20 protein-coding genes, 2 tRNA genes and 1 other RNA gene are annotated in these 17,082 nt (G+C 72.6%); 11 read left to right on the top strand and 12 right to left on the bottom strand.

Annotated elements, in window-relative coordinates; all coding sequences use genetic code 11:
• Positions 1 to 71 precede the first annotated feature (71 nt).
• From ACZ4YL_RS24890 to ACZ4YL_RS24870, 5 genes are all read right to left on the bottom strand, one after another.
• Positions 72 to 156, bottom strand: a tRNA-Ser gene (locus ACZ4YL_RS24890).
• 122 nt (positions 157 to 278) lie between these two features.
• Positions 279 to 707 (bottom strand): tRNA adenosine(34) deaminase TadA, encoded by a 429-nt coding sequence (gene tadA, locus ACZ4YL_RS24885; protein WP_301374607.1) that lies wholly within the window; start codon positions 705 to 707, stop codon positions 279 to 281.
• A 50-nt stretch (positions 708 to 757) separates the two neighbouring features.
• A complete protein-coding gene (locus ACZ4YL_RS24880) occupies positions 758 to 1,306 on the bottom strand; it encodes a tRNA adenosine deaminase-associated protein (protein WP_030010607.1) in 549 nt (182 codons plus the stop codon).
• 274 nt (positions 1,307 to 1,580) lie between these two features.
• Positions 1,581 to 1,760 (bottom strand): hypothetical protein, encoded by a 180-nt coding sequence (locus tag ACZ4YL_RS24875; RefSeq protein ID WP_030010606.1) that lies wholly within the window; start codon positions 1,758 to 1,760, stop codon positions 1,581 to 1,583.
• 81 nt (positions 1,761 to 1,841) lie between these two features.
• Complete coding sequence (locus tag ACZ4YL_RS24870; RefSeq protein WP_468119417.1) at positions 1,842 to 2,804, bottom strand: universal stress protein; 963 nt, start codon at positions 2,802 to 2,804, stop codon at positions 1,842 to 1,844.
• 164 nt (positions 2,805 to 2,968) lie between these two features.
• Between ACZ4YL_RS24870 and upp the strand changes: the two genes are divergently transcribed.
• Positions 2,969 to 3,604: a uracil phosphoribosyltransferase gene (gene upp, locus ACZ4YL_RS24865; RefSeq protein ID WP_453702385.1), complete on the top strand. Its 636-nt coding sequence runs from the start codon at positions 2,969 to 2,971 to the stop codon at positions 3,602 to 3,604.
• Between the two features lie 162 nt (positions 3,605 to 3,766).
• On the opposite strand, the gene ACZ4YL_RS24860 is transcribed toward upp, so the two are convergent.
• Positions 3,767 to 4,438, bottom strand: coding sequence for a LytR C-terminal domain-containing protein (locus tag ACZ4YL_RS24860; RefSeq protein WP_468119416.1), 672 nt, complete (start codon positions 4,436 to 4,438; stop codon positions 3,767 to 3,769).
• A gap of 93 nt (positions 4,439 to 4,531) precedes the next feature.
• A complete protein-coding gene (locus tag ACZ4YL_RS24855; protein WP_030010424.1) occupies positions 4,532 to 4,828 on the bottom strand; it encodes a type II toxin-antitoxin system VapB family antitoxin in 297 nt (98 codons plus the stop codon).
• 88 nt (positions 4,829 to 4,916) lie between these two features.
• Here ACZ4YL_RS24855 and ACZ4YL_RS24850 point away from each other — a divergent pair, with 88 nt between their 5' ends.
• Positions 4,917 to 6,536: a helicase HerA-like domain-containing protein gene (locus ACZ4YL_RS24850; RefSeq protein WP_468119414.1), complete on the top strand. Its 1,620-nt coding sequence runs from the start codon at positions 4,917 to 4,919 to the stop codon at positions 6,534 to 6,536.
• 20 nt (positions 6,537 to 6,556) lie between these two features.
• Entirely contained in the window at positions 6,557 to 7,489 is a 933-nt protein-coding gene (gene opcA, locus ACZ4YL_RS24845; RefSeq protein WP_468119413.1) for a glucose-6-phosphate dehydrogenase assembly protein OpcA, read from the top strand.
• Here opcA and ACZ4YL_RS24840 read toward each other — a convergent pair.
• Both ACZ4YL_RS24840 and ACZ4YL_RS24835 read right to left on the bottom strand, forming a co-directional pair.
• Complete coding sequence (locus tag ACZ4YL_RS24840) at positions 7,438 to 7,911, bottom strand: cupin domain-containing protein (RefSeq protein WP_030010421.1); 474 nt, start codon at positions 7,909 to 7,911, stop codon at positions 7,438 to 7,440. The two genes, opcA and ACZ4YL_RS24840, sit on opposite strands and share 52 nt — an antisense overlap.
• Before the next feature lie 123 nt (positions 7,912 to 8,034).
• Positions 8,035 to 8,637, bottom strand: a complete 603-nt coding sequence (locus ACZ4YL_RS24835) for an HhH-GPD-type base excision DNA repair protein (RefSeq protein ID WP_468119411.1) — start codon at positions 8,635 to 8,637, stop codon at positions 8,035 to 8,037.
• 112 nt (positions 8,638 to 8,749) lie between these two features.
• Between ACZ4YL_RS24835 and ACZ4YL_RS24830 the strand changes: the two genes are divergently transcribed.
• Positions 8,750 to 9,562 carry a VOC family protein gene (locus ACZ4YL_RS24830; protein WP_468119410.1) on the top strand — a complete coding sequence of 271 codons (813 nt, stop codon included), beginning with the start codon at positions 8,750 to 8,752 and terminating at the stop codon, positions 9,560 to 9,562.
• Positions 9,563 to 9,644: 82 nt separating this feature from the next.
• Here ACZ4YL_RS24830 and ACZ4YL_RS24825 read toward each other — a convergent pair whose 3' ends face one another.
• Positions 9,645 to 9,968, bottom strand: a complete 324-nt coding sequence (locus ACZ4YL_RS24825; RefSeq protein WP_468119408.1) for a hypothetical protein — start codon at positions 9,966 to 9,968, stop codon at positions 9,645 to 9,647.
• 28 nt (positions 9,969 to 9,996) lie between these two features.
• Here ACZ4YL_RS24825 and ACZ4YL_RS24820 point away from each other — a divergent pair, with 28 nt between their 5' ends.
• Positions 9,997 to 10,425: a hypothetical protein gene (locus ACZ4YL_RS24820; RefSeq protein WP_468119407.1), complete on the top strand. Its 429-nt coding sequence runs from the start codon at positions 9,997 to 9,999 to the stop codon at positions 10,423 to 10,425.
• A gap of 124 nt (positions 10,426 to 10,549) precedes the next feature.
• A complete protein-coding gene (locus ACZ4YL_RS24815; RefSeq protein WP_468119405.1) occupies positions 10,550 to 10,897 on the top strand; it encodes a DoxX family protein in 348 nt (115 codons plus the stop codon).
• A gap of 44 nt (positions 10,898 to 10,941) precedes the next feature.
• On the opposite strand, the gene ACZ4YL_RS24810 is transcribed toward ACZ4YL_RS24815, so the two are convergent.
• Positions 10,942 to 11,721: an ATP-grasp domain-containing protein gene (locus ACZ4YL_RS24810; RefSeq protein ID WP_468119403.1), complete on the bottom strand. Its 780-nt coding sequence runs from the start codon at positions 11,719 to 11,721 to the stop codon at positions 10,942 to 10,944.
• Between the two features lie 460 nt (positions 11,722 to 12,181).
• On the opposite strand from ACZ4YL_RS24810, the gene ACZ4YL_RS24805 reads away from it, so the two are divergent.
• Both ACZ4YL_RS24805 and ACZ4YL_RS24800 read left to right on the top strand, forming a co-directional pair.
• Complete coding sequence (locus ACZ4YL_RS24805; RefSeq protein WP_468119401.1) at positions 12,182 to 12,457, top strand: hypothetical protein; 276 nt, start codon at positions 12,182 to 12,184, stop codon at positions 12,455 to 12,457.
• Entirely contained in the window at positions 12,369 to 12,905 is a 537-nt protein-coding gene (locus ACZ4YL_RS24800) for a PIN domain-containing protein (RefSeq protein ID WP_468119400.1), read from the top strand. Before ACZ4YL_RS24805 ends, ACZ4YL_RS24800 begins: the two co-directional genes overlap by 89 nt.
• A gap of 130 nt (positions 12,906 to 13,035) precedes the next feature.
• Here ACZ4YL_RS24800 and ACZ4YL_RS24795 read toward each other — a convergent pair.
• Positions 13,036 to 13,123: transfer RNA gene (locus tag ACZ4YL_RS24795), tRNA-Ser, on the bottom strand.
• 107 nt (positions 13,124 to 13,230) lie between these two features.
• Here ACZ4YL_RS24795 and ffs point away from each other — a divergent pair.
• The 3 genes from ffs (at position 13,231) to purD (ending at position 16,922) form a co-directional block, all read left to right on the top strand.
• An RNA gene (ffs, locus tag ACZ4YL_RS24790) (signal recognition particle sRNA small type) lies at positions 13,231 to 13,329 on the top strand.
• A 77-nt stretch (positions 13,330 to 13,406) separates the two neighbouring features.
• Positions 13,407 to 15,608 (top strand): DNA polymerase III subunit gamma and tau, encoded by a 2,202-nt coding sequence (locus ACZ4YL_RS24785; protein WP_468119399.1) that lies wholly within the window; start codon positions 13,407 to 13,409, stop codon positions 15,606 to 15,608.
• Positions 15,609 to 15,668: 60 nt separating this feature from the next.
• The gene (gene purD, locus ACZ4YL_RS24780; protein ID WP_468119398.1) at positions 15,669 to 16,922 is read left to right on the top strand and encodes a phosphoribosylamine--glycine ligase; all 1,254 of its coding nucleotides are present in this window, start codon (positions 15,669 to 15,671) and stop codon (positions 16,920 to 16,922) included.
• Positions 16,923 to 17,082 lie beyond the last annotated feature (160 nt).

The following is a 17,082-nucleotide window of genomic DNA, read 5'->3' as shown; positions in this document are numbered from 1 at the left end:
TGTCCTCCGGAGAGGCGACCCCGAACACGCCGAGAGCCCCGACCCTTGCGGGGCGGGGCTCTCGATCGAAGCGGTAGTGGAGGGATTTGAACCCCCGATGGGTTGCCCCATACTCGCTTTCGAGGCGAGCTCCTTCGGCCACTCGGACACACTACCGAGATGGATCCTAGCCTAAGGAACCCCATCCGCCGAAATCGGTAGGTCCGGGGGCGTCGCGGCGGCCGTACGCAGGCTTTTCCGGGCCCTGGACGCCGGTCCCGGTGCCAGAGCACGCCGGTTCAGAGGTCGCGGAAGAAGTCCGTCAGCTGCCGCGCGCACTCGTCGGCCAGGACACCGCGGACCACCTCGGGACGGTGGTTGAGGCGCCGGTCCCGTACGAGGTCCCACAGCGATCCGGCGGCGCCCGCCTTCTCGTCGTCCGCGCCGTAGACGACCCGGGCGACGCGCGACTGGACGAGCGCCCCCGCGCACATGACGCACGGCTCCAGGGTCACCACGAGGGTGCACCCCGGAAGGCGCCATTCCCCGAGCGCGGCGGCCGCCCGGCGCAGTGCCACGACCTCGGCGTGCGCGGTGGGGTCGCCGGTCGCCTCGCGCTCGTTGTACCCGGTGGCGAGGATCCGCCCGTCCGGGCCCAGCACGACGGCGCCGACCGGCACATCGCCGGCCGGCACCGCCCGGGCGGCCTCCTGGAGCGCCAGGCGCATGGAGTCCCGCCACGGGTCCCGTACGGGATCGTCGGTGTTCGCAGGGAGCACTAGCGGACGGCCTCCAGGACCTCGGTGGCGCCGAGGGAGTCGGCGATCTCCGAGAGCGCGTCCCCGTCCAGGGTCATCAGTTGTTTGTTGGTCACCCCGAGATCGTCCAGCAGCCGGGGGTCACCGAGCGGACCGGCCGGTACCGGTTCCGCACCGGTCCCGCCCACCTCGTCCTCGTCGGCGTCCTCGTCCGTGAACGCGGCGACGGCATCCTCCTCGCCGTCCTCGGTGCCGTCCAGGTCCAGGTCGTCGAGTTCGTCGTCCTCCTCGTCGCTGCCCAGCAGCTCTTTGGTCAGCATCGAGCCGTAGGAGCTGCGGGCGGCCGCGGAGGCGTTCGATACGAAGTACCGCGGGTCCTCCTCGCCGTCCACGCGGACGACGCCGAACCAGGCGTCCTCCTGCTCGATGAGGGCGACCACCGTGTCGTCGTCGACAGCGGCGGACCGGGCGAGATCGATCAGATCACTGAGGGACTCGACGTCGTCGAGTTCCATGTCGCTCGCTTCCCACCCGTCTTCGGTGCGCGCGAGCAGTGCGGCGAAATACACCGTGACTCTCCCACTGGTCTTAGGCGTGCCGGTTGGAGGTCCCCCCGGCCGGAGGTTGGGGCAAAGCGGCCGTGCTGCTCGCCGTCCGTACCCCGCCCAATCGGCATCGTGGCAGAAACAGCGGCTTTGCGAGAGGTCTTCCGCGCTTGCGTCGTGCCGCGCCGTGCACCGGCAGGGGCTGTACGGGGTTGCGGCGCGGGGGCGGCGGGGTCGTGAGGAGGGGTGTGGGGCGGGTGGTGCGGCCCGGACGTGTCGCGGCGCGGCGGGCTCCGGATCACCAGCGGAAGGTGCGCATCCGCATCTGCTGGCGCATACGGGCCGCTCGGGCGCGGCGGGGCTGGACGCGATCGCGCAGCTCGCGCGCCTCCATCAGGTCGCGCAGGAACTGCGCGCGGCGTGCTCGGCGCTGCGCCGCGGTCTCCGGCACATCGTCCTTCGGCTGCCTGTCGGGCATCGGCCACCACCTGGCTGGTCGGTCATCCCCCCTGCACCCACCTTCCCCCGGACGGCGCGTTTGATGCCACCCCGCCGCAGGTCAGACGTCGTCCTTGAGGGTCGGGACCACCGCCACCGGGCCGTGCGCGTGGTGGAGCACCGCATGCGCCACCGAGCCGATCGCCAGCGACATGGCGGTGCGCCGCGGGTGGTGGCGGCCCACCACGACCAGCGCCGCCGCCCGGGAGGCGATGACCAGCCGGCCCGCCGGGTCCCCGGGCACCGCGGCCTGCTCGACCGGGACGTCCGGAAACCGCTCGCGCAGCGGCGCCAGCCGCTCCGTCTGGGACCGCAGCATCTCCCGCTCGGCCGGTACGCCGTCCCCCTCGTCGGCCAGCCCCTCCGGCGGGATCACCGCGAACGGGCTGTCGATCACCAGGGTCGGCGAGGGCGGGATGGCGTACGCGGAGACCACCTGGACGGTGGTCCCCCGCACGGCGGCCTCGGTGAACGCGAAGGTCAGTACGTCGTCGGGCGTCTCGGCGGCGTGCAGCCCGACCACCACCCGCCCGGCCGACTGCTCGGCGTCGGCATCGGCATCGGCGTCGTCGGCGGCGGCGCCGCGCTCCGCGTGCGGGACCACGACCACCGGGCAGGCGGCCGTGCTGGCCACGGCCCGGCTGCTGGAGCCGAGCAGCAGGCTGGCGAAGCCGCCGCGGCCCCGGGAGCCCATCACCAGCATCCGGGCTCGCGAGCCGATCACCCGCAGCGCCTCGGGTACGGAGCCCTCCAGGGCCTCGTACGTGACCCCCTCGGGCAGCCCGGAGCCGCCGGCGCCGAGCAGGGACTCGACCCAGTCGCGTACGGGGTCGGCGAATTCCGCGGGCTCGGAGGCGTCGTGCAGCGAGGCCCGGCGCCCGGCGTACAACTGGGCGTGGTCGGGCAGCACATGGGCGACCAGCAGCCCGCTGTCGTGCCGGACGGCCTCCTTCCGCGCCCACTCCAGGGCCCTGAGGCTGTGTTCCGAACCGTCGACGGCCGCGATCACCGGTGTGTTGCTCATCCGTCCAGCCTGCTGGGCGTCCGGGCGGGTCGCATCCGCAAGGAAGCGGCGGGCGGGAGCGCGGCTTCGGACGCGAAGGAGCCGCGTCAGCGCGTAGCCTTTTGGGTGCAGGTCGCGTCGTGCGACCGTTTTTGCAGGTCGCAGGCTGAGTTTTGGAGGATGTTGTGCGTTTGCAGGTCGTCGATCACCCCTTGGTGGCGCACAAACTCACCACCCTGCGCGACAAGCGCACCGACTCCGCCACCTTCCGGCGGCTCGCCGACGAGCTGGTGACCCTGCTCGCCTACGAGGCCACCCGGGACGTGCGCACGGAGCAGGCCGACATCGAGACCCCGGTCGCCCCGACCACCGGCGTGAAGCTCTCGCACCCGCGCCCGCTGGTCGTCCCGATCCTGCGCGCCGGCCTCGGCATGCTCGACGGCATGGTGCGGCTGCTGCCGACCGCCGAGGTGGGCTTCCTGGGCATGGTCCGCAACGAGGAGACCCTGGAGGCCTCCACGTACGCGACGCGCATGCCGGAGGACCTCTCGGGCCGCCAGGTCTACGTCGTCGACCCGATGCTCGCCACCGGCGGCACGCTGGTCGCGGCGATCCAGGAGCTGATCAAGCGCGGCGCCGACGATGTCACGGCCGTGGTGCTGCTGGCCGCGCCCGAGGGCGTCGAGATCATGGAGCGCGCGCTGGCGGGCACGCCGGTGACGGTGGTGACGGCCGCAGTGGACGAGCGGCTCAACGAGCACGGTTACATCGTGCCGGGCCTGGGTGACGCCGGCGACCGGATGTACGGCTCGGCGGAGTAGAGCCGCTCTGCGGAGTGGAGCCGCGCGGTGGTCCGGCACGCCGGACACGTGCGACGCGTCGGACACGTGCGGCGCACCGGACGCGTGCGGCGCACCGGACGCGTGCGGCGCACCGGACGCGTCCCGCGCGGGACACGTCCGGCGCGGGTCGCGTCCTGCGCGTCAGCAGTTCTTGGGCGCGGGCACGGGGTTGGCCAGCAGCGCCAGCGCCTTGTCCGCGTCCTCCTTCGTACTCAGCTCCGTGAAGGCGTCGCCCAGGATCAGGTCGACGTCCGCGGTCTCGCGGGTGTCGGTCTGCTGCGTGACGCCGGCGAGCTGCGTGCCGAGCACGGCGAAGACGGCCTTGTCGGTCGTGGGGGAGCCCAGCAGTATCCCCGTGCCGGGGACCTTCTTGTCGAAGTCGGCCGGGGCGTTGCCCACCTTGCCGATGACGAAGCCGCGTTTGGCCAGCTCGTCACCGACGGCCTTGGCCAGGCCCGCACGCGGGGTCGCGTTGTAGACGTTGACCGCGATCTCCCCGGGCGGGGGGAGCACGACCGCCGGTTTGGCGGCGGCCGGGGCGGTGGAGGCGGCGCCGGGGCCGCCCTTGGCGGCGGTACCGGGAGGCGTCGTCGGGCAGTCCTTGGCACCCGCAGCCGTGTTCCGTTTGGGGCTGTCGCCCCGGAACACGTCGATGAGCTGCAGGGCCCCGTAGCCGACCAGGGCCAGCGCAAGGATCGAGCCGAGCACGGCGAGGACGATCCGGGTACGGCTCCGCTTACGACTCATACGGGGGTAGGCGGCTCCCGTGACGCGGTACTTTCCGCCCATGCCGGGGGGAGTGAGCATGCTCATGGGCGCAGCGTAGTGCGGCCCGGTGTCGATGCCTACTAAATGATCTGCTGATAGGTCAATGGTGACCCGAAAGGCGCAATCCAGACGAAGCCGTCAGTCCATCTCGAGGACGCGCGCGTGCAGTACCTGGCGCTGCTGGAGGGCGGCGCGCACGGCGCGGTGCAGCCCGTCCTCCAGGTAGAGGTCGCCCCGCCACTTCACGACGTGCGCGAACAGGTCGCCGTAGAAGGTGGAGTCCTCGGCGAGCAGCGTTTCGAGGTCCAGCTGGCCCTTGGTCGTCACGAGCTGGTCGAGCCGGACCGGGCGCGGCGCGACGTCCGCCCACTGCCGGGTGGTTTCCCTGCCGTGGTCGGGGTAGGGCCGTCCGCTTCCGATGCGCTTGAAGATCACACGGAAAGCCTACCGGGCCGGTGCGTGCGGGCGCAGCCTCGTGGCGGTGGTGCAAAAGTGGCGAACAGCGCTATTTGGGGAGTGAAGCATGAGCGAGAGCACCGACTCCGCCCTTCCGGAGGACCGGACGGGCCCGGCCGGCCCGGCCGGGGAGATCGCCGCCGGGTACGCGTTCACCGGCCCCGCGCTCGACCTCGGGGCCCTCCTCTGGGACGGCGACTGCCTGCCCGACCGTCAGATCCGCATCCCCCTGGGGATGCTCAACCGCCACGGACTGGTCGCCGGAGCCACCGGAACCGGCAAGACCAAGACGCTCCAGCTCATCGCCGAACAGCTGTCGGCGGGCGGCGTCCCCGTCTTCCTCGCGGACATCAAGGGCGACATCTCGGGGATCTCGGCGCCCGGCACGCCGGGCGACAGGGTCGCCGAACGGGCCCGGGACGTGGCCCAGCCGTGGGAGCCCACCGGATACCCCTGCGCGTTCTACTCGCTGGGCGGGATCGGCCCCGGGATCCCGCTCCGGTCCACGGTCACCAGCTTCGGCCCGGTGCTGATGTCGAAGGTGCTCCAGCTCAATCAGACGCAGGAGCAGTCCCTCGGCCTGATCTTCCACTACGCCGACTCCAAGGGTCTGGAGCTGATCGACCTCAAGGACCTGCGTGCGGTCGTCGCCTTCCTCGTATCCGACCAGGGCAAACCCGAACTCAAGGGGATCGGCGGACTGTCCACGGTGACGGCCGGGGTGATCCTGCGGGCGCTGACCGCCTTCGAGCAGCAGGGCGCCGCGGAGTTCTTCGGCGAGCCCGAGTTCGACACGGGCGAGTTCCTGCGGACGGCCGCCGACGGGCGCGGACTGGTCTCCGTACTGGAACTACCGGCCGTCCAGGACAAGCCGCAGCTCTTCTCCACCTTCCTGATGTGGCTGCTCGCCGACCTCTACAACGACCTGCCGGAGGTCGGCGACCTGGAGAAGCCCAAGCTCGTCTTCTTCTTCGACGAGGCGCACCTGCTCTTCAACGGGGCCTCGAAGGCCTTCCTCGCGTCCATCACCCAGACCGTCCGGCTCATCCGCTCCAAGGGCGTCGGCATCTTCTTCGTCACCCAGACCCCCAAGGACGTGCCGGCGGACGTCCTCGCCCAGCTCGGCAACCGGGTGCAGCACGCGCTGCGCGCCTTCACCCCCGACGACGCCAAGGCGCTGAAGGCGACGGTGAAGACCTTCCCCAACTCCGCCTACGACCTGGAGGAGCTGCTCACCCAGCTGGGCACCGGCGAGGCGGTCGTCACCGTGCTCAGCGAGAAGGGCGCCCCCACCCCGGTCGCGGCGACCCGGCTGCGCGCCCCGCAGTCGCTGATGGGACCGATCGCGGCGGCCGACCTGGAGCAGGCCGTGAAGTCCTCGCTGCTCTGGTCGCGCTACGCGGAGCCGGTCGACCGCGAGTCGGCGTACGAGAAGATCAGCGCCGAACAGGCCGCCGCGGAGGCGCGGGCGGAGGCCGCCGCGGCCGCCGCCGAGGCCGAGAAGGAGGCCAAGGAGGCGGAGAAGGAGGCGGCGCGGGCCGCGCGCAGCGCCCCGAAGCCGGATCCCTCGCTGGCCGAACAGGTGGTGGGGAGCGGGCTGTTCCGCTCGCTGGCCCGGTCGATCGGGACACAGCTGGGCCGGGAGATCTCGCGCTCGATCTTCGGGACGGCGCGCAGGCGCCGGTGACACGGTGACAGACTCGGTGCATGCGGACCGAACTCACCGACACCACGTCCAGCAAGGTCAACCGGGCCTTGCTCGAAGCCCGCCGGGCGATAGGCAGCCCGACCATGGGGCTCGTGTTGACCCTTGTACTCGCCACCGACGAGGAGAACGCCTACGACGCCGTACGCGCGGCCTCCGAGGCCTCGCGCGAACACCCCTGCCGCATCATCGCGGTGATCAGGCGGAGCTCGCGCGGCCCGCACAAGCTCCGCGCGAACCGCGTCGACGCCGAACTGCGGGTCGGCTCCGACGCCGGGACCGGCGAGATCGTGCTGCTGCGCCTGCACGGGGCGCTGACCGAGCAGGCGGGCTCGGTAGTCCTGCCGCTGCTCCTGCCGGACGCGCCCGTGGTGGCCTGGTGGCCGGCCGGCGCCCCCACCGACCTGGCGGGGGATCCGCTGGGCGCGCTCGCCCAGCGCCGGATCACGGACGCGGCCGCCGCCTTCGACCCGGTCGGCGTGCTCGACGAGCGGGCCGCCGGCTACCAGCCCGGCGACACCGACCTGGCCTGGACCCGCCTGACGCCGTGGCGCTCGCTGCTGGCCGCGGCCCTGGACCAGAAGCCGCTGCCGGTGACCGGCGCGGCGGTGGAGAGCGAGCCCGACAACGCGAGCGCGGAGCTGCTGGCGCGCTGGCTGGAGGACCGGCTGGGGGTGCCGGTGGCCCGGGTGGCGAGCGAGGGCCCGGTGATCACCGGGGTGAGTCTGCAGACCACGGGCGGGGAGATCCGGGTGGACCGGCCCGCGGGCGTGCTGGCCACCTTGAGCCTGCCGGGGAGCCCCGACCGCAAGGTGGCCCTGAAGATCCGCAGCGGCGCCGAACTGATCGCGGAGGAACTGCGCCGCCTCGACGCGGACGTGGTCTACGGCTCCGCGCTGCGGCGGCGGCCGCTCCAGACGGGGCTCTCGGCGTAGTGGTTGTCGTAGGTCGCCGAGCTGTCCTTGATGTCCTGCACGGTGGCCTCGCCCGCGTTGACCCGGCCCAGGAGCCGGTAGTAGTCGAAGCGGCCCATGCCGGGGGTGAAGCCGACGAAGACGGCGGCGGTGTGGCCGGCGGCGGGGGCGAAGGCGTGCTTGACGCCCGGCGGGACCGCGATGAAGTCGCCGGCGCCCAGGGTGTGGATCTCGTCGTCGACGAGGATGTCGAGCCGGCCGGCGGTGACGTGGAAGAACTCGGTGGCCTTGGTGTGGAAGTGCACCGGGGCGCCCGCCGCACCCTCGTCGAAGGTGGCGGTGTTGCAGGTGAGCTCGGCGGTGTCGGTGAGCAGGGTGATGAGGCTGCCGGGAGCGTCGTAGATGGCTTCGGCGGTGGCGGCGCGGGTCGCGATCTCTGTCATGTCCACCAATCTACGATCTTGAGCGACCGGATTCAGGGGTCAATCGGCAGCCTGTGTGCCCGGTCAATTTCGCGCCCGCTCCCGGAACCGGCCAGGGCCTGACCAGGGCCCCGGCCACCGGGATCAGGAGCCGCCCGCGGCCTTGGCGGCCTTCGCGGCGGCCTTCATCTCCTGCTTGTGCGCCCGCACCTTGGCCAGGGACTCCGGGCCCGTGATGTCGGCCGCCGAACGGTAGACGTTCGCCTGGCCGTACCCGCCCGCCGCCTCCCGCCAGCCCGTCGGACGCACGCCGAACCGCTTGCCCAGCAGGGCGAGGAAGATCTGGGCCTTCTGCTCCCCGAAGCCCGGCAGCGCCTTGAGGCGCTTCAGCAGCTCCTGCCCCGTCGCGGCGTCGGCCCAGACCGCTTCCGCGTTCCCGTCGTAGTGCTCGACGAGGTACGCGCACAGCTGCTGGATCCGCGTCGCCATCGACCCCGGATACCGGTGGACGGCGGGCTTCTCGGAGAGCAGGGCCGCGAAGGCCTCCGGGTCGTACGCGGCGATGGTGTGCGCGTCGAGATCGTCGGAGCCAAGCCGCCGGGCGATCGTCCAGGGCCCCGAGAACGCCCACTCCATCGGCACCTGCTGGTCCAGCAGCATTCCGACGAGTGCGGCGAGCGGGCTCCGGCCGAGCAGCGCGTCGGCCTCCGGCTGCTGTGCCAGCCGGATGGTGATGTCCTTGTCCATGGCTCCAGCGTCCCGCCTGGGCGCGCTCCCCGCGCGGTCGCCGCACCGCGCGCCTAGCGTGAGTACGACCGTCTACGACGACGACAGGTACGAGACGAGGAGTCGATCGATCATGTCTGAGTTCTCCGAAGGCGCTCCGTGCTGGGTGGACGCGATGTTCGCCGACGTGGAGGGGGCCAAGACCTTCTACGCGGACGTGCTGGGCTGGACCTTCGGTGAGGCCAGCAGCGAGTACGGCAACTACACGCAGGCCTACTCCGACGGCAAGGCCGTCGCTGCCGTGGTCCCGCCGATGCCCGGGGCCGACGCCCCCTCGCAGTGGTGTCTGTACTTCGCATCGCCCGACGCGGCGGCCACCGCCGGGAAGGTGACGGCGAACGGCGGCGAGGTGCTGATGGGCCCGATGCAGGTGGGCGCCTTCGGCACGATGCTGATCGCGAAGGAGCCGAGCGGCGCGGTCTTCGGCGTCTGGCAGCCGGGCGAGCACAAGGGCTTCGAGAAGATGGGCGAGCCGGGCTCGTACGCATGGGCCGAGGTCTTCACCCGGGACCCGGCCAAGGCGGACGGGTTCCTGCCGAAGGTCTTCCCGTACGGCGCCCAGCAGATGGACCCGGGCGAGGATCCCGAGATGGCCGGCATGGACTTCAAGGTCTTCAGCGTCGGCGGCGCGGGGAACCCGGTGCTGGGCCGGATGAAGATGAACGACGACTTCCCGCCGGAGGTGCCGCCGTACATCCAGGTCTACTTCGGGGTGCCGGACTGCGACGAGGCCGTGTCGAAGACCCAGAAACACGGCGGGAAGCTGCACTTCGGCCCGATGGACAGCCCGTTCGGCCGGTTCGCGGCGGTCACCGACCCACAGGGCGCCGCCTTCGCAGTGATCGACATGTCGACAACAGTGGGTGAGATGCCGAGCTTCGGCTGAGCGTTGCCCCCGCCGTTTCGCCCGGCCCGGCGACACGGCAGACTGCCCCGGCACACGGGTTCCATCTGCGCGGGGGCGGATTTCACATGAGGCACGGGACGATGACGGCTGCCGCGGGATGCGGACTGGCGATCCTCGCGACGGCGGCGTGCAGCCTGCCGCCCGCGCCGGCGCTCTCGCCGGCCGCGGTCCCGGCGAAGACCGCACCGGCGCCGTCGTGGACACCGCCGGCGCCGGCGACGTCCTCGCCCGTACCGCCGCCTCCGGCAGCTGCCCCGACGGTGTCCGAGCCGCCGCGCGCGGCCGCGCCGTCCGAGCCCTCCGGGCCCGCGGAGCCGGTCGGGGACGCGAGGGTCACGGCCGCCGACGGCCGACTGCTGGAGGCCGCCCGCGCAGGCTCGGACACCCGGGTTCCGGACGACGGATCCGTCATCGTGATCCACCGTGAACCGGCGGGCGACGCGGGCGAGCTCGCCTGGATGCCGGACGACCGGAACTACTGCCTGGCCGTGGTCCGCGACGCCCGCGCGAGCACCACCTGCAACCCCCTGCCGAAGTCCTGGGCGCGGATCGGGATCCGGCTGGTGACCCAGGGCGTCGCGTACCACGAGGGGCCCACGGTCTACTTCGCCGTCGTGGACGGCGGCCACGCCCCGTACGCGTACACCGGACCCGCGCCGCAGAGCCCGGGCAGGGGCCCGGTCCGCGATGCCACGGCCGTCTTCGCCTCGGGCCGGACGCTGAGCCTGCTCACCTACGAACGCCCCACCCAGCGGCTCTCACCGGGCGAGCGGGAGATCTGCAGCGCCGACAACGCCGTCTGCTTCCCGGCCCTGGACGTCTACGTCCCCGGCAGCCCCTGAGCGCGCGCGGAAGTTTTTTCGCGCGGCCCGTCACATCGGTGCGGCGGGGCGGGTCAGTGGAGTGAAGCAGGCGGGAGACAGACCGGAGCGAGTCCGCACCGGCGCCCGCCCGAGGGGAGCTCGGATGTCCACCACCGCTGTTGTTTTCGCCCTGGCCGGCGCGTTCATGGTCGGATTCTCGGCGGCCTCGATGTTCTTCAAGGCGAAGTGGGTCGTGGAGCCGCTGGCCGAGTACGGGGTTCCGCGCTCGTGGTGGACCTGGCTCGCCACCGCGAAGGCGGCCGGCGCGGTGGGCCTGGCGGTGGGTGTCTTCGTCCCGGCGATCGGCATCGCGGCGGCGATCGGGGTCGCCCTGTACTTCGCGGGGGCCGTGATCACGGTGCTCCGGGCGAAGTCCTACGCCCACGTGGCCTTCCCGGTGATCTACGCGGCCCCGGCGGTCGTGGCCCTGGCCCTCGGCTTCAACGGCTGAGCGGAGCGGGGAGGGAAGGGAGGCCGCCGGCCCGAGGCCTCCCCCTAAAGGGTCACGAACGGCAGGTCGGCGGCGCGGACGCGGTGGAGCGGGCCGGCCGCGCGCAGGACCACCTCCAGGACGGCCTCGGGCCGGGCGGCGTAACTGTTGGAGAACCACGGCATGTTGGCCTCGACCACGGCGTACCGGCCCGTCGCGCCGACGAGGCCGACGTCGACGGTGACGGCGCTGGGCAGGTCCGGGCCCGTCGCGGCGAGCAGCGCGGCCGCGAAGCCGCGTACGTCCGCCCCGCGCGCGTCCTCGTCGAGGGGGGCGGGGTCCAGGAGCCCGTGGACGGCGTACCGGCTCCCGGCGGCGATCTCCCCGTCGAGCAGGAACAGCCGGTACTCGGCGGCGAAGTCCACCACCTCCGAGACCAGCACGGGGGTGGCGGCGGGCAGGGCCTCGGGCAGCGGCGAGCCGGGCCCGTACACGGCGGGCGGGAAGGACTTCTCGCGCGGCGGCTTCACGAACGCCGGCCGCCCGGACCCGGCCAGCTCCCGCGCCGCCCGGCCCAGGGTGGTCAGCTCGATCCGGCGGCCCGTGAACCGCCCGGGCAGTCGCGTGAGCCAGTCGTCGGGCGGCTCCAGCAGCCCCAGCCCGAGCGCCCCGGCCACCCGCGCGGCGGCGTGCGGGCCACCGCACCAGTGCACGGCCCGGCCGGCCAGGTCGCCGAAGCCGGGGCCGAGGGCCCGGACGGTCATCCCCCGGCGGGCGGCAGTCCCGGCGAGGAGCCCGGCCGTGGCGGTCGGCCGGGCCGGTATCAGAAACACCTCGTCCGTCATCCGGCCATTGTGTCGCGGGCGTCCCCGCCGTTCCGCGGTGCGAAGGGGCACTCCCACCGACCTTGCGCCAAAGCGCATGACGGTCCATCGGAACCGGCCCCGCTTCGCGCATGGCTATGTCAACCGCTGCGGGCGCAGCCTGGCTGTTGTCTGTGCTGCCATGAATACGGCTGATCTTCACGATGTACCACTGGCGCGGTGGTCGCGACGTGTCACGTAGCCGGATACGGGGTGGCGCTCCCCGTTGCGTCCAGCCCGACAGGTTCGTTCGGCTGGTTCCCCACCCGAGGGCCATCGCTGTCGCAGGCCGACTGCGGCTGCAGGACACAGTCGGCGGCGACTCGGCGGATGCGTTCCGTCAAAGCTCGGATTCGGGTCGTTCTCGGCTCTCTCCAGGGTTGTCCGGCCTAGGGTGGTCTTCAGGCATGGGCCCGTGGACCACAGCGTGCAGGAGCCGATCATGAGCACTGCCCCGAATCTGCCGCTCCCGCCGCGCAGACCTGAGGAGCCTCATCCGCTCCGGACGATCCGGGAGATCCGGGAGTCTCTGCCCGAGCAGCAGCTCGGGCACTTCGATGCCGAGCTCGCCGACACCGACATCGATGCCCTGCCCGGCATGCTTCTCCGCTGGGCGACCCTGGGCAGCGATGGGTTTCTCGAACGGCTCACGGCGACCCCGTTCGAGGGGCTTGAGTTCGGGCAGCGGTCCTACGACGACGAGGCGGATGGCGAGTGATCTATCTGCTCGACACCAATGTGGTCGCCGAGATCACCACCAGCCCAAGGCCTGCCCCGGCTGTCGTCGCCTGGGCCCGGTCTGTTCCAGCTCCTGCCCTCCATCTGTTCCAGCTCCTGCCCTCTATCTGAGCGTCATCACGATCGCGGAGATCGAGGCGGGCATCCAGGGGACGCCGGATCCGGTGCGGCGTAACGCTTTCGAGCGGGCGCTCGCGGACATCCGTGATCAGTACCGCCACCGGATTGCCGCCGTTGGAGAACGGGAGGCACTCGCCTACCTCGCTCTTCATCGGAGGCTCAAGAGTGCCGGGACCAGCATCGATCCCCCCGATGCGCTGATCGCCGCCACCGCGCTGGCCAACGGCTGGACGCTGGTGAGCCGCAACATCAAGCATCTGGCGCGATCAGGCGCACTCCTGCTGAACCCTTGGGAGTACGAGGGGTAGGCCATCGAACCCGGAATGTGGCGGATCATCCGGTTATGTCGCAAATAACTGAGACTGGAACTGAGACCACGGAACGCAGAAGGCCCCGGCCGGTTTCCCGGTCGGGGCCTTCAAGTGCCCGGTGAGGCACTGGCGGAGGATACGAGATTCGAACTCGTGAGGGGTTGCCCCCAACACGCTTTCCAAGCGTGCGCCCTAGGCCACTAGGCGAATCCTCCGCCGCAAACAATACAAGACGTTGAGGGGTGCTCGCGAACGTGATCGTCGCGGGGAGGGCGGGCCGGGGTCCGGCTCGATTCCGGGGCCTTCCATCCGCTAGGGTGGGGCCAGCCCCTCACGTGGCGCTATCTCACCCAACTCCCCCAGGGCCGGAAGGCAGCAAGGGTAAGTGGGCTCTGGCGGGTGCGTGGGGGGCGCTTTGCGTTCCGGGCGGGGTCCGGGATGCCCTCCAGGGGCTTCGGCGGGCCGCTGATGTCGGTGGGCCCGGATAACCTCGTATACGTGTCGTCCCTTGCGCTGTACCGCCGCTACCGCCCCGAGTCGTTCGCCGAGGTCATCGGGCAGGAGCATGTCACTGCCCCGCTGATGCAGGCCCTGCGCAACAACCGGGTCAATCACGCGTACCTGTTCAGCGGGCCGCGCGGCTGCGGCAAGACCACCAGCGCGCGCATCCTCGCCCGGTGCCTGAACTGTGAGCAGGGTCCCACCCCCACCCCCTGCGGGGAGTGCCAGTCCTGCCGGGACCTGGCCAGGAACGGGCCGGGGTCCATCGACGTCATCGAGATCGACGCCGCCTCGCACGGTGGTGTGGACGACGCCCGTGACCTGCGCGAGAAGGCCTTCTTCGGGCCGGCGTCCAGCCGCTACAAGATCTACATCATCGACGAGGCCCACATGGTCACCTCGGCGGGCTTCAACGCCCTGCTGAAGGTGGTCGAGGAGCCGCCGGAGCACCTCAAGTTCATCTTCGCCACCACGGAGCCGGAGAAGGTGATCGGGACCATCCGGTCCAGGACGCACCACTACCCCTTCCGGCTCGTGCCGCCCGGCACCCTGCGGGACTACCTGGGCGAGGTCTGCGGGCGCGAGGGCGCCCAGGTCGAGGACGGCGTGCTGCCGCTGGTCGTGCGCGCCGGCGCCGGGTCCGTACGTGACTCGATGTCCGTCATGGACCAGCTGCTCGCCGGCGCCGCCGACGACGGTGTGACGTATGCCATGGCCACCTCCCTGCTCGGCTACACCGACAGCTCGCTGCTCGACTCCGTCGTCGACGCCTTCGCCGCCGGGGACGGGGCGGCCGCGTTCGAGGTCGTCGACCGGGTCGTCGAGAGGGGCAACGACCCGCGCCGGTTCGTCGCCGACCTGCTGGAGCGGCTGCGCGACCTGGTGATCCTGGCCGCCGTGCCGGACGCCGGGGAGAAGGGGCTGATCGACGCCCCCGCCGATGTCGTGGAGCGGATGCAGGCCCAGGCGTCCGTGTTCGGGGCCGCCGAGCTGTCGCGCGCCGCCGACCTGGTCAACACCGGGCTCACCGAGATGCGGGGCGCGACCTCGCCGCGGCTGCAGCTGGAGCTGATCTGCGCCCGGGTGCTGCTGCCCGCCGCCTTCGACGACGAGCGGTCCTTCCAGGCCCGGCTCGACCGGCTGGAGCGCAGCGGCCCGCCCGCCGCCGCGGCCTTCGCCGCGCAGCCGGCCGCCGCGCCCGCCATGGGCTACGTGCCCGGGCCCGAGGCGCATGCCATGGCGCCCGCCGGTCCCGGTGGGGGTGCGGCCGCCGCACGCGCCGCCGCGCCCGCGCCCGCCCCGGTGCAGGCTCCCGAGCCGGTTCAGGCCGCCCCGGCCCCAGCCCCGGCCCCCGCGCCCGCTGCCGCTCCCGCCCCGGCCGCCCCCGCCCCGGCCGCCCCCGCCCCCGGTGCCTGGCCCGGCGCCGCGCAGCCCGGGAGCGGCGCGCCCGGTGCCTGGCCCGGCGCCGCGGCCCCGGCCGCCGCAGCTCCCGCCGCGGGTGCCTGGCCCGGCGCCGCCGCGTCCGCCCCGGCCCCCACTCCCGCGCCCGCCGCCCCGCCCGCCGCCCCCGCTCCGGCCGCCGCGGCCCCCGCGCCCTCCCCCGGCATGGCCGCCGGAGCCGGGCAGGTGCAGGCGATGTGGCCCGGCGTGCTGGAGGCCGTCAAGAACCGCCGTCGCTTCACCTGGATCCTGCTCAGCCAGAACGCGCAGGTCACCGGCTTCGACGGGACCACCCTCCAGCTGGGCTTCCCCAATGCCGGAGCCCGCGACAACTTCGCCAGCAGCGGCAGCGAGGACGTCCTGAAGGCGGTCCTGTCCGAGCAGTTCCAGGTCAACTGGAAGATCGAGGCCGTCGTCGGCGGCGGAGCCCCGGCCCCGATCCAGACCTCCTCGTACGGCTCCTCGTACGGGGCCCCGGCCGCGCCCGCCCCCGCCTACGGCCCGCCGCAGACCCAGGCACAGCAGCAGGCTCCCGCCCCGCAGGCCCCGCCCGCCCCGCAGTACACGCCGCAGCAGCCGTCCCAGCAGTCGGCTCCCGCCCCGCAGCCCCCCGTACAGCAGGCGCCCCCGCCGGTCGCCCCCGAGGACGACTTCGCCGAGGAGGACGATCCCGACCTCGTCGAGAGCGCGCTGACCGGACACGACCTGATCGTGCGCGAGCTCGGAGCCACCGTTGTGGAGGAATACACAAATGAGTGACCGGTCCTGATTGGGTGGCCGCACGAAGGCGACCGCGCCGTCCCGGCTAGTCTGAGCAGCGTGAAGGTCCTCGTCATCGGCGGCGGCGCCCGCGAACATGCCCTGTGCCGCTCTCTGTCCCTCGACCCCGACGTCTCCGCGCTGTACTGCGCTCCCGGCAACGCCGGCATCGCCGAGGTGGCCGAGCTCCGCCCGGTCGACGCCCTCGACGGTGCTGCCGTCGCCGCTCTCGCCACCGAACTCGAAGCCGGGCTGGTCGTCGTCGGTCCGGAGGCCCCGCTGGTCGCCGGCGTCGCCGACGCCGTGCGCGCCGCCGGGATCCCCGTCTTCGGCCCGTCCGCCGAGGCGGCCCAACTCGAAGGCTCCAAGGCCTTCGCCAAGGACGTGATGGCCGCGGCCGGGGTCCCGACCGCGCGCAGCTACGTCTGCACCACCCCCGAGGAGGTGGACGAGGCCCTCGACGCCTTCGGCGCCCCGTACGTCGTCAAGGACGACGGCCTCGCCGCCGGCAAGGGCGTCGTGGTCACCGAGGACCTGGCCGCCGCCCGCGCGCACGCGCTCGCCTGCGACCGGGTGGTCATCGAGGAGTACCTCGACGGCCCCGAGGTCTCCCTCTTCGCCATCACCGACGGCGTCACCGTGGTCCCGCTCCAGCCGGCGCAGGACTTCAAGCGCGCCCTGGACGGCGACGAGGGCCCCAACACCGGCGGCATGGGTGCGTACTCCCCGCTGCCCTGGGCCGACCCGAAGCTGGTCGACGAGGTCATGGAGCTGGTCCTCCAGCCGACCGTCGACGAGCTCCGCCGCCGCGGCACCCCTTTCTCCGGGCTGCTCTACGCGGGCCTCGCGATCACCAGCCGCGGTACCCGGGTCATCGAGTTCAACGCGCGCTTCGGCGACCCCGAGACCCAGGTGGTCCTGGCCCGGCTGCGCACGCCGCTCGCGGGCGTGCTGCTGGGCGCCGCCAAGGGCACCCTGGACGCCCTGCCCCCGCTGGTCTGGCGTGAGGACGCGGCCGTCACGGTGGTCATCGCCTCCCACAACTACCCCGAGACCCCCCGCACCGGGGACCCGATCGAGGGTCTGGCCGAGGTGGCCGCCGAGGACGGGCCGGACGCCTACGTGCTGCACGCCGGGACCCGGCACGAGGGCGACGCGGTGGTCAGCGCGGGCGGCCGGGTGCTGTCGGTGACGGCGACCGGTTCCGATCTGGCGCAGGCGCGCGAGAAGGCGTATAAGGCGGTGGCGCGCATCCGTCTCGACGGCTCGCAGCACCGTACGGATATTGCGGCCAAGGCGGCCGAGGGCCGCTGACCAGCGGCTCCGCAGACCCGCGGGCCCGGTGCGCACCTCGTGCGCCCGGGCCCGCGGGCGTGTCCGCGTGCGACTGCATCCGGCCGCGTTCGAACGCATCCACCTTTACCCAAAGCCATTCCATCGGGTGATCGTCACCCGGTCTGCCTGACGGCCGCGC

It is taken from the genome of Streptomyces sp. NPDC030021 (assembly GCF_055574035.1).
Note: the sequence above shows the minus strand (reverse complement) of the source record. Positions and strands in the feature narration are given on the sequence as shown.

Coding starts and splice junctions, on each gene's coding strand:
- ACZ4YL_RS24805 (WP_468119401.1), top strand. CDS start 12,182: ATGAGCACTGCCCCGAATCTGCCGCTCCCGCCGCGCAGACCTGAGGAG.
- ACZ4YL_RS24815 (WP_468119405.1), top strand. CDS start 10,550: ATGTCCACCACCGCTGTTGTTTTCGCCCTGGCCGGCGCGTTCATGGTC.
- ACZ4YL_RS24810 (WP_468119403.1), bottom strand. CDS start 11,721: ATGACGGACGAGGTGTTTCTGATACCGGCCCGGCCGACCGCCACGGCC.
- opcA (WP_468119413.1), top strand. CDS start 6,557: ATGCGGACCGAACTCACCGACACCACGTCCAGCAAGGTCAACCGGGCC.
- ACZ4YL_RS24870 (WP_468119417.1), bottom strand. CDS start 2,804: ATGAGCAACACACCGGTGATCGCGGCCGTCGACGGTTCGGAACACAGC.
- ACZ4YL_RS24840 (WP_030010421.1), bottom strand. CDS start 7,911: ATGACAGAGATCGCGACCCGCGCCGCCACCGCCGAAGCCATCTACGAC.
- ACZ4YL_RS24830 (WP_468119410.1), top strand. CDS start 8,750: ATGTCTGAGTTCTCCGAAGGCGCTCCGTGCTGGGTGGACGCGATGTTC.
- ACZ4YL_RS24835 (WP_468119411.1), bottom strand. CDS start 8,637: ATGGACAAGGACATCACCATCCGGCTGGCACAGCAGCCGGAGGCCGAC.
- ACZ4YL_RS24860 (WP_468119416.1), bottom strand. CDS start 4,438: ATGAGCATGCTCACTCCCCCCGGCATGGGCGGAAAGTACCGCGTCACG.
- ACZ4YL_RS24875 (WP_030010606.1), bottom strand. CDS start 1,760: ATGCCCGACAGGCAGCCGAAGGACGATGTGCCGGAGACCGCGGCGCAG.
- ACZ4YL_RS24850 (WP_468119414.1), top strand. CDS start 4,917: ATGAGCGAGAGCACCGACTCCGCCCTTCCGGAGGACCGGACGGGCCCG.
- ACZ4YL_RS24800 (WP_468119400.1), top strand. CDS start 12,369: ATGGGTTTCTCGAACGGCTCACGGCGACCCCGTTCGAGGGGCTTGAGT.
- tadA (WP_301374607.1), bottom strand. CDS start 707: ATGCGCCTGGCGCTCCAGGAGGCCGCCCGGGCGGTGCCGGCCGGCGAT.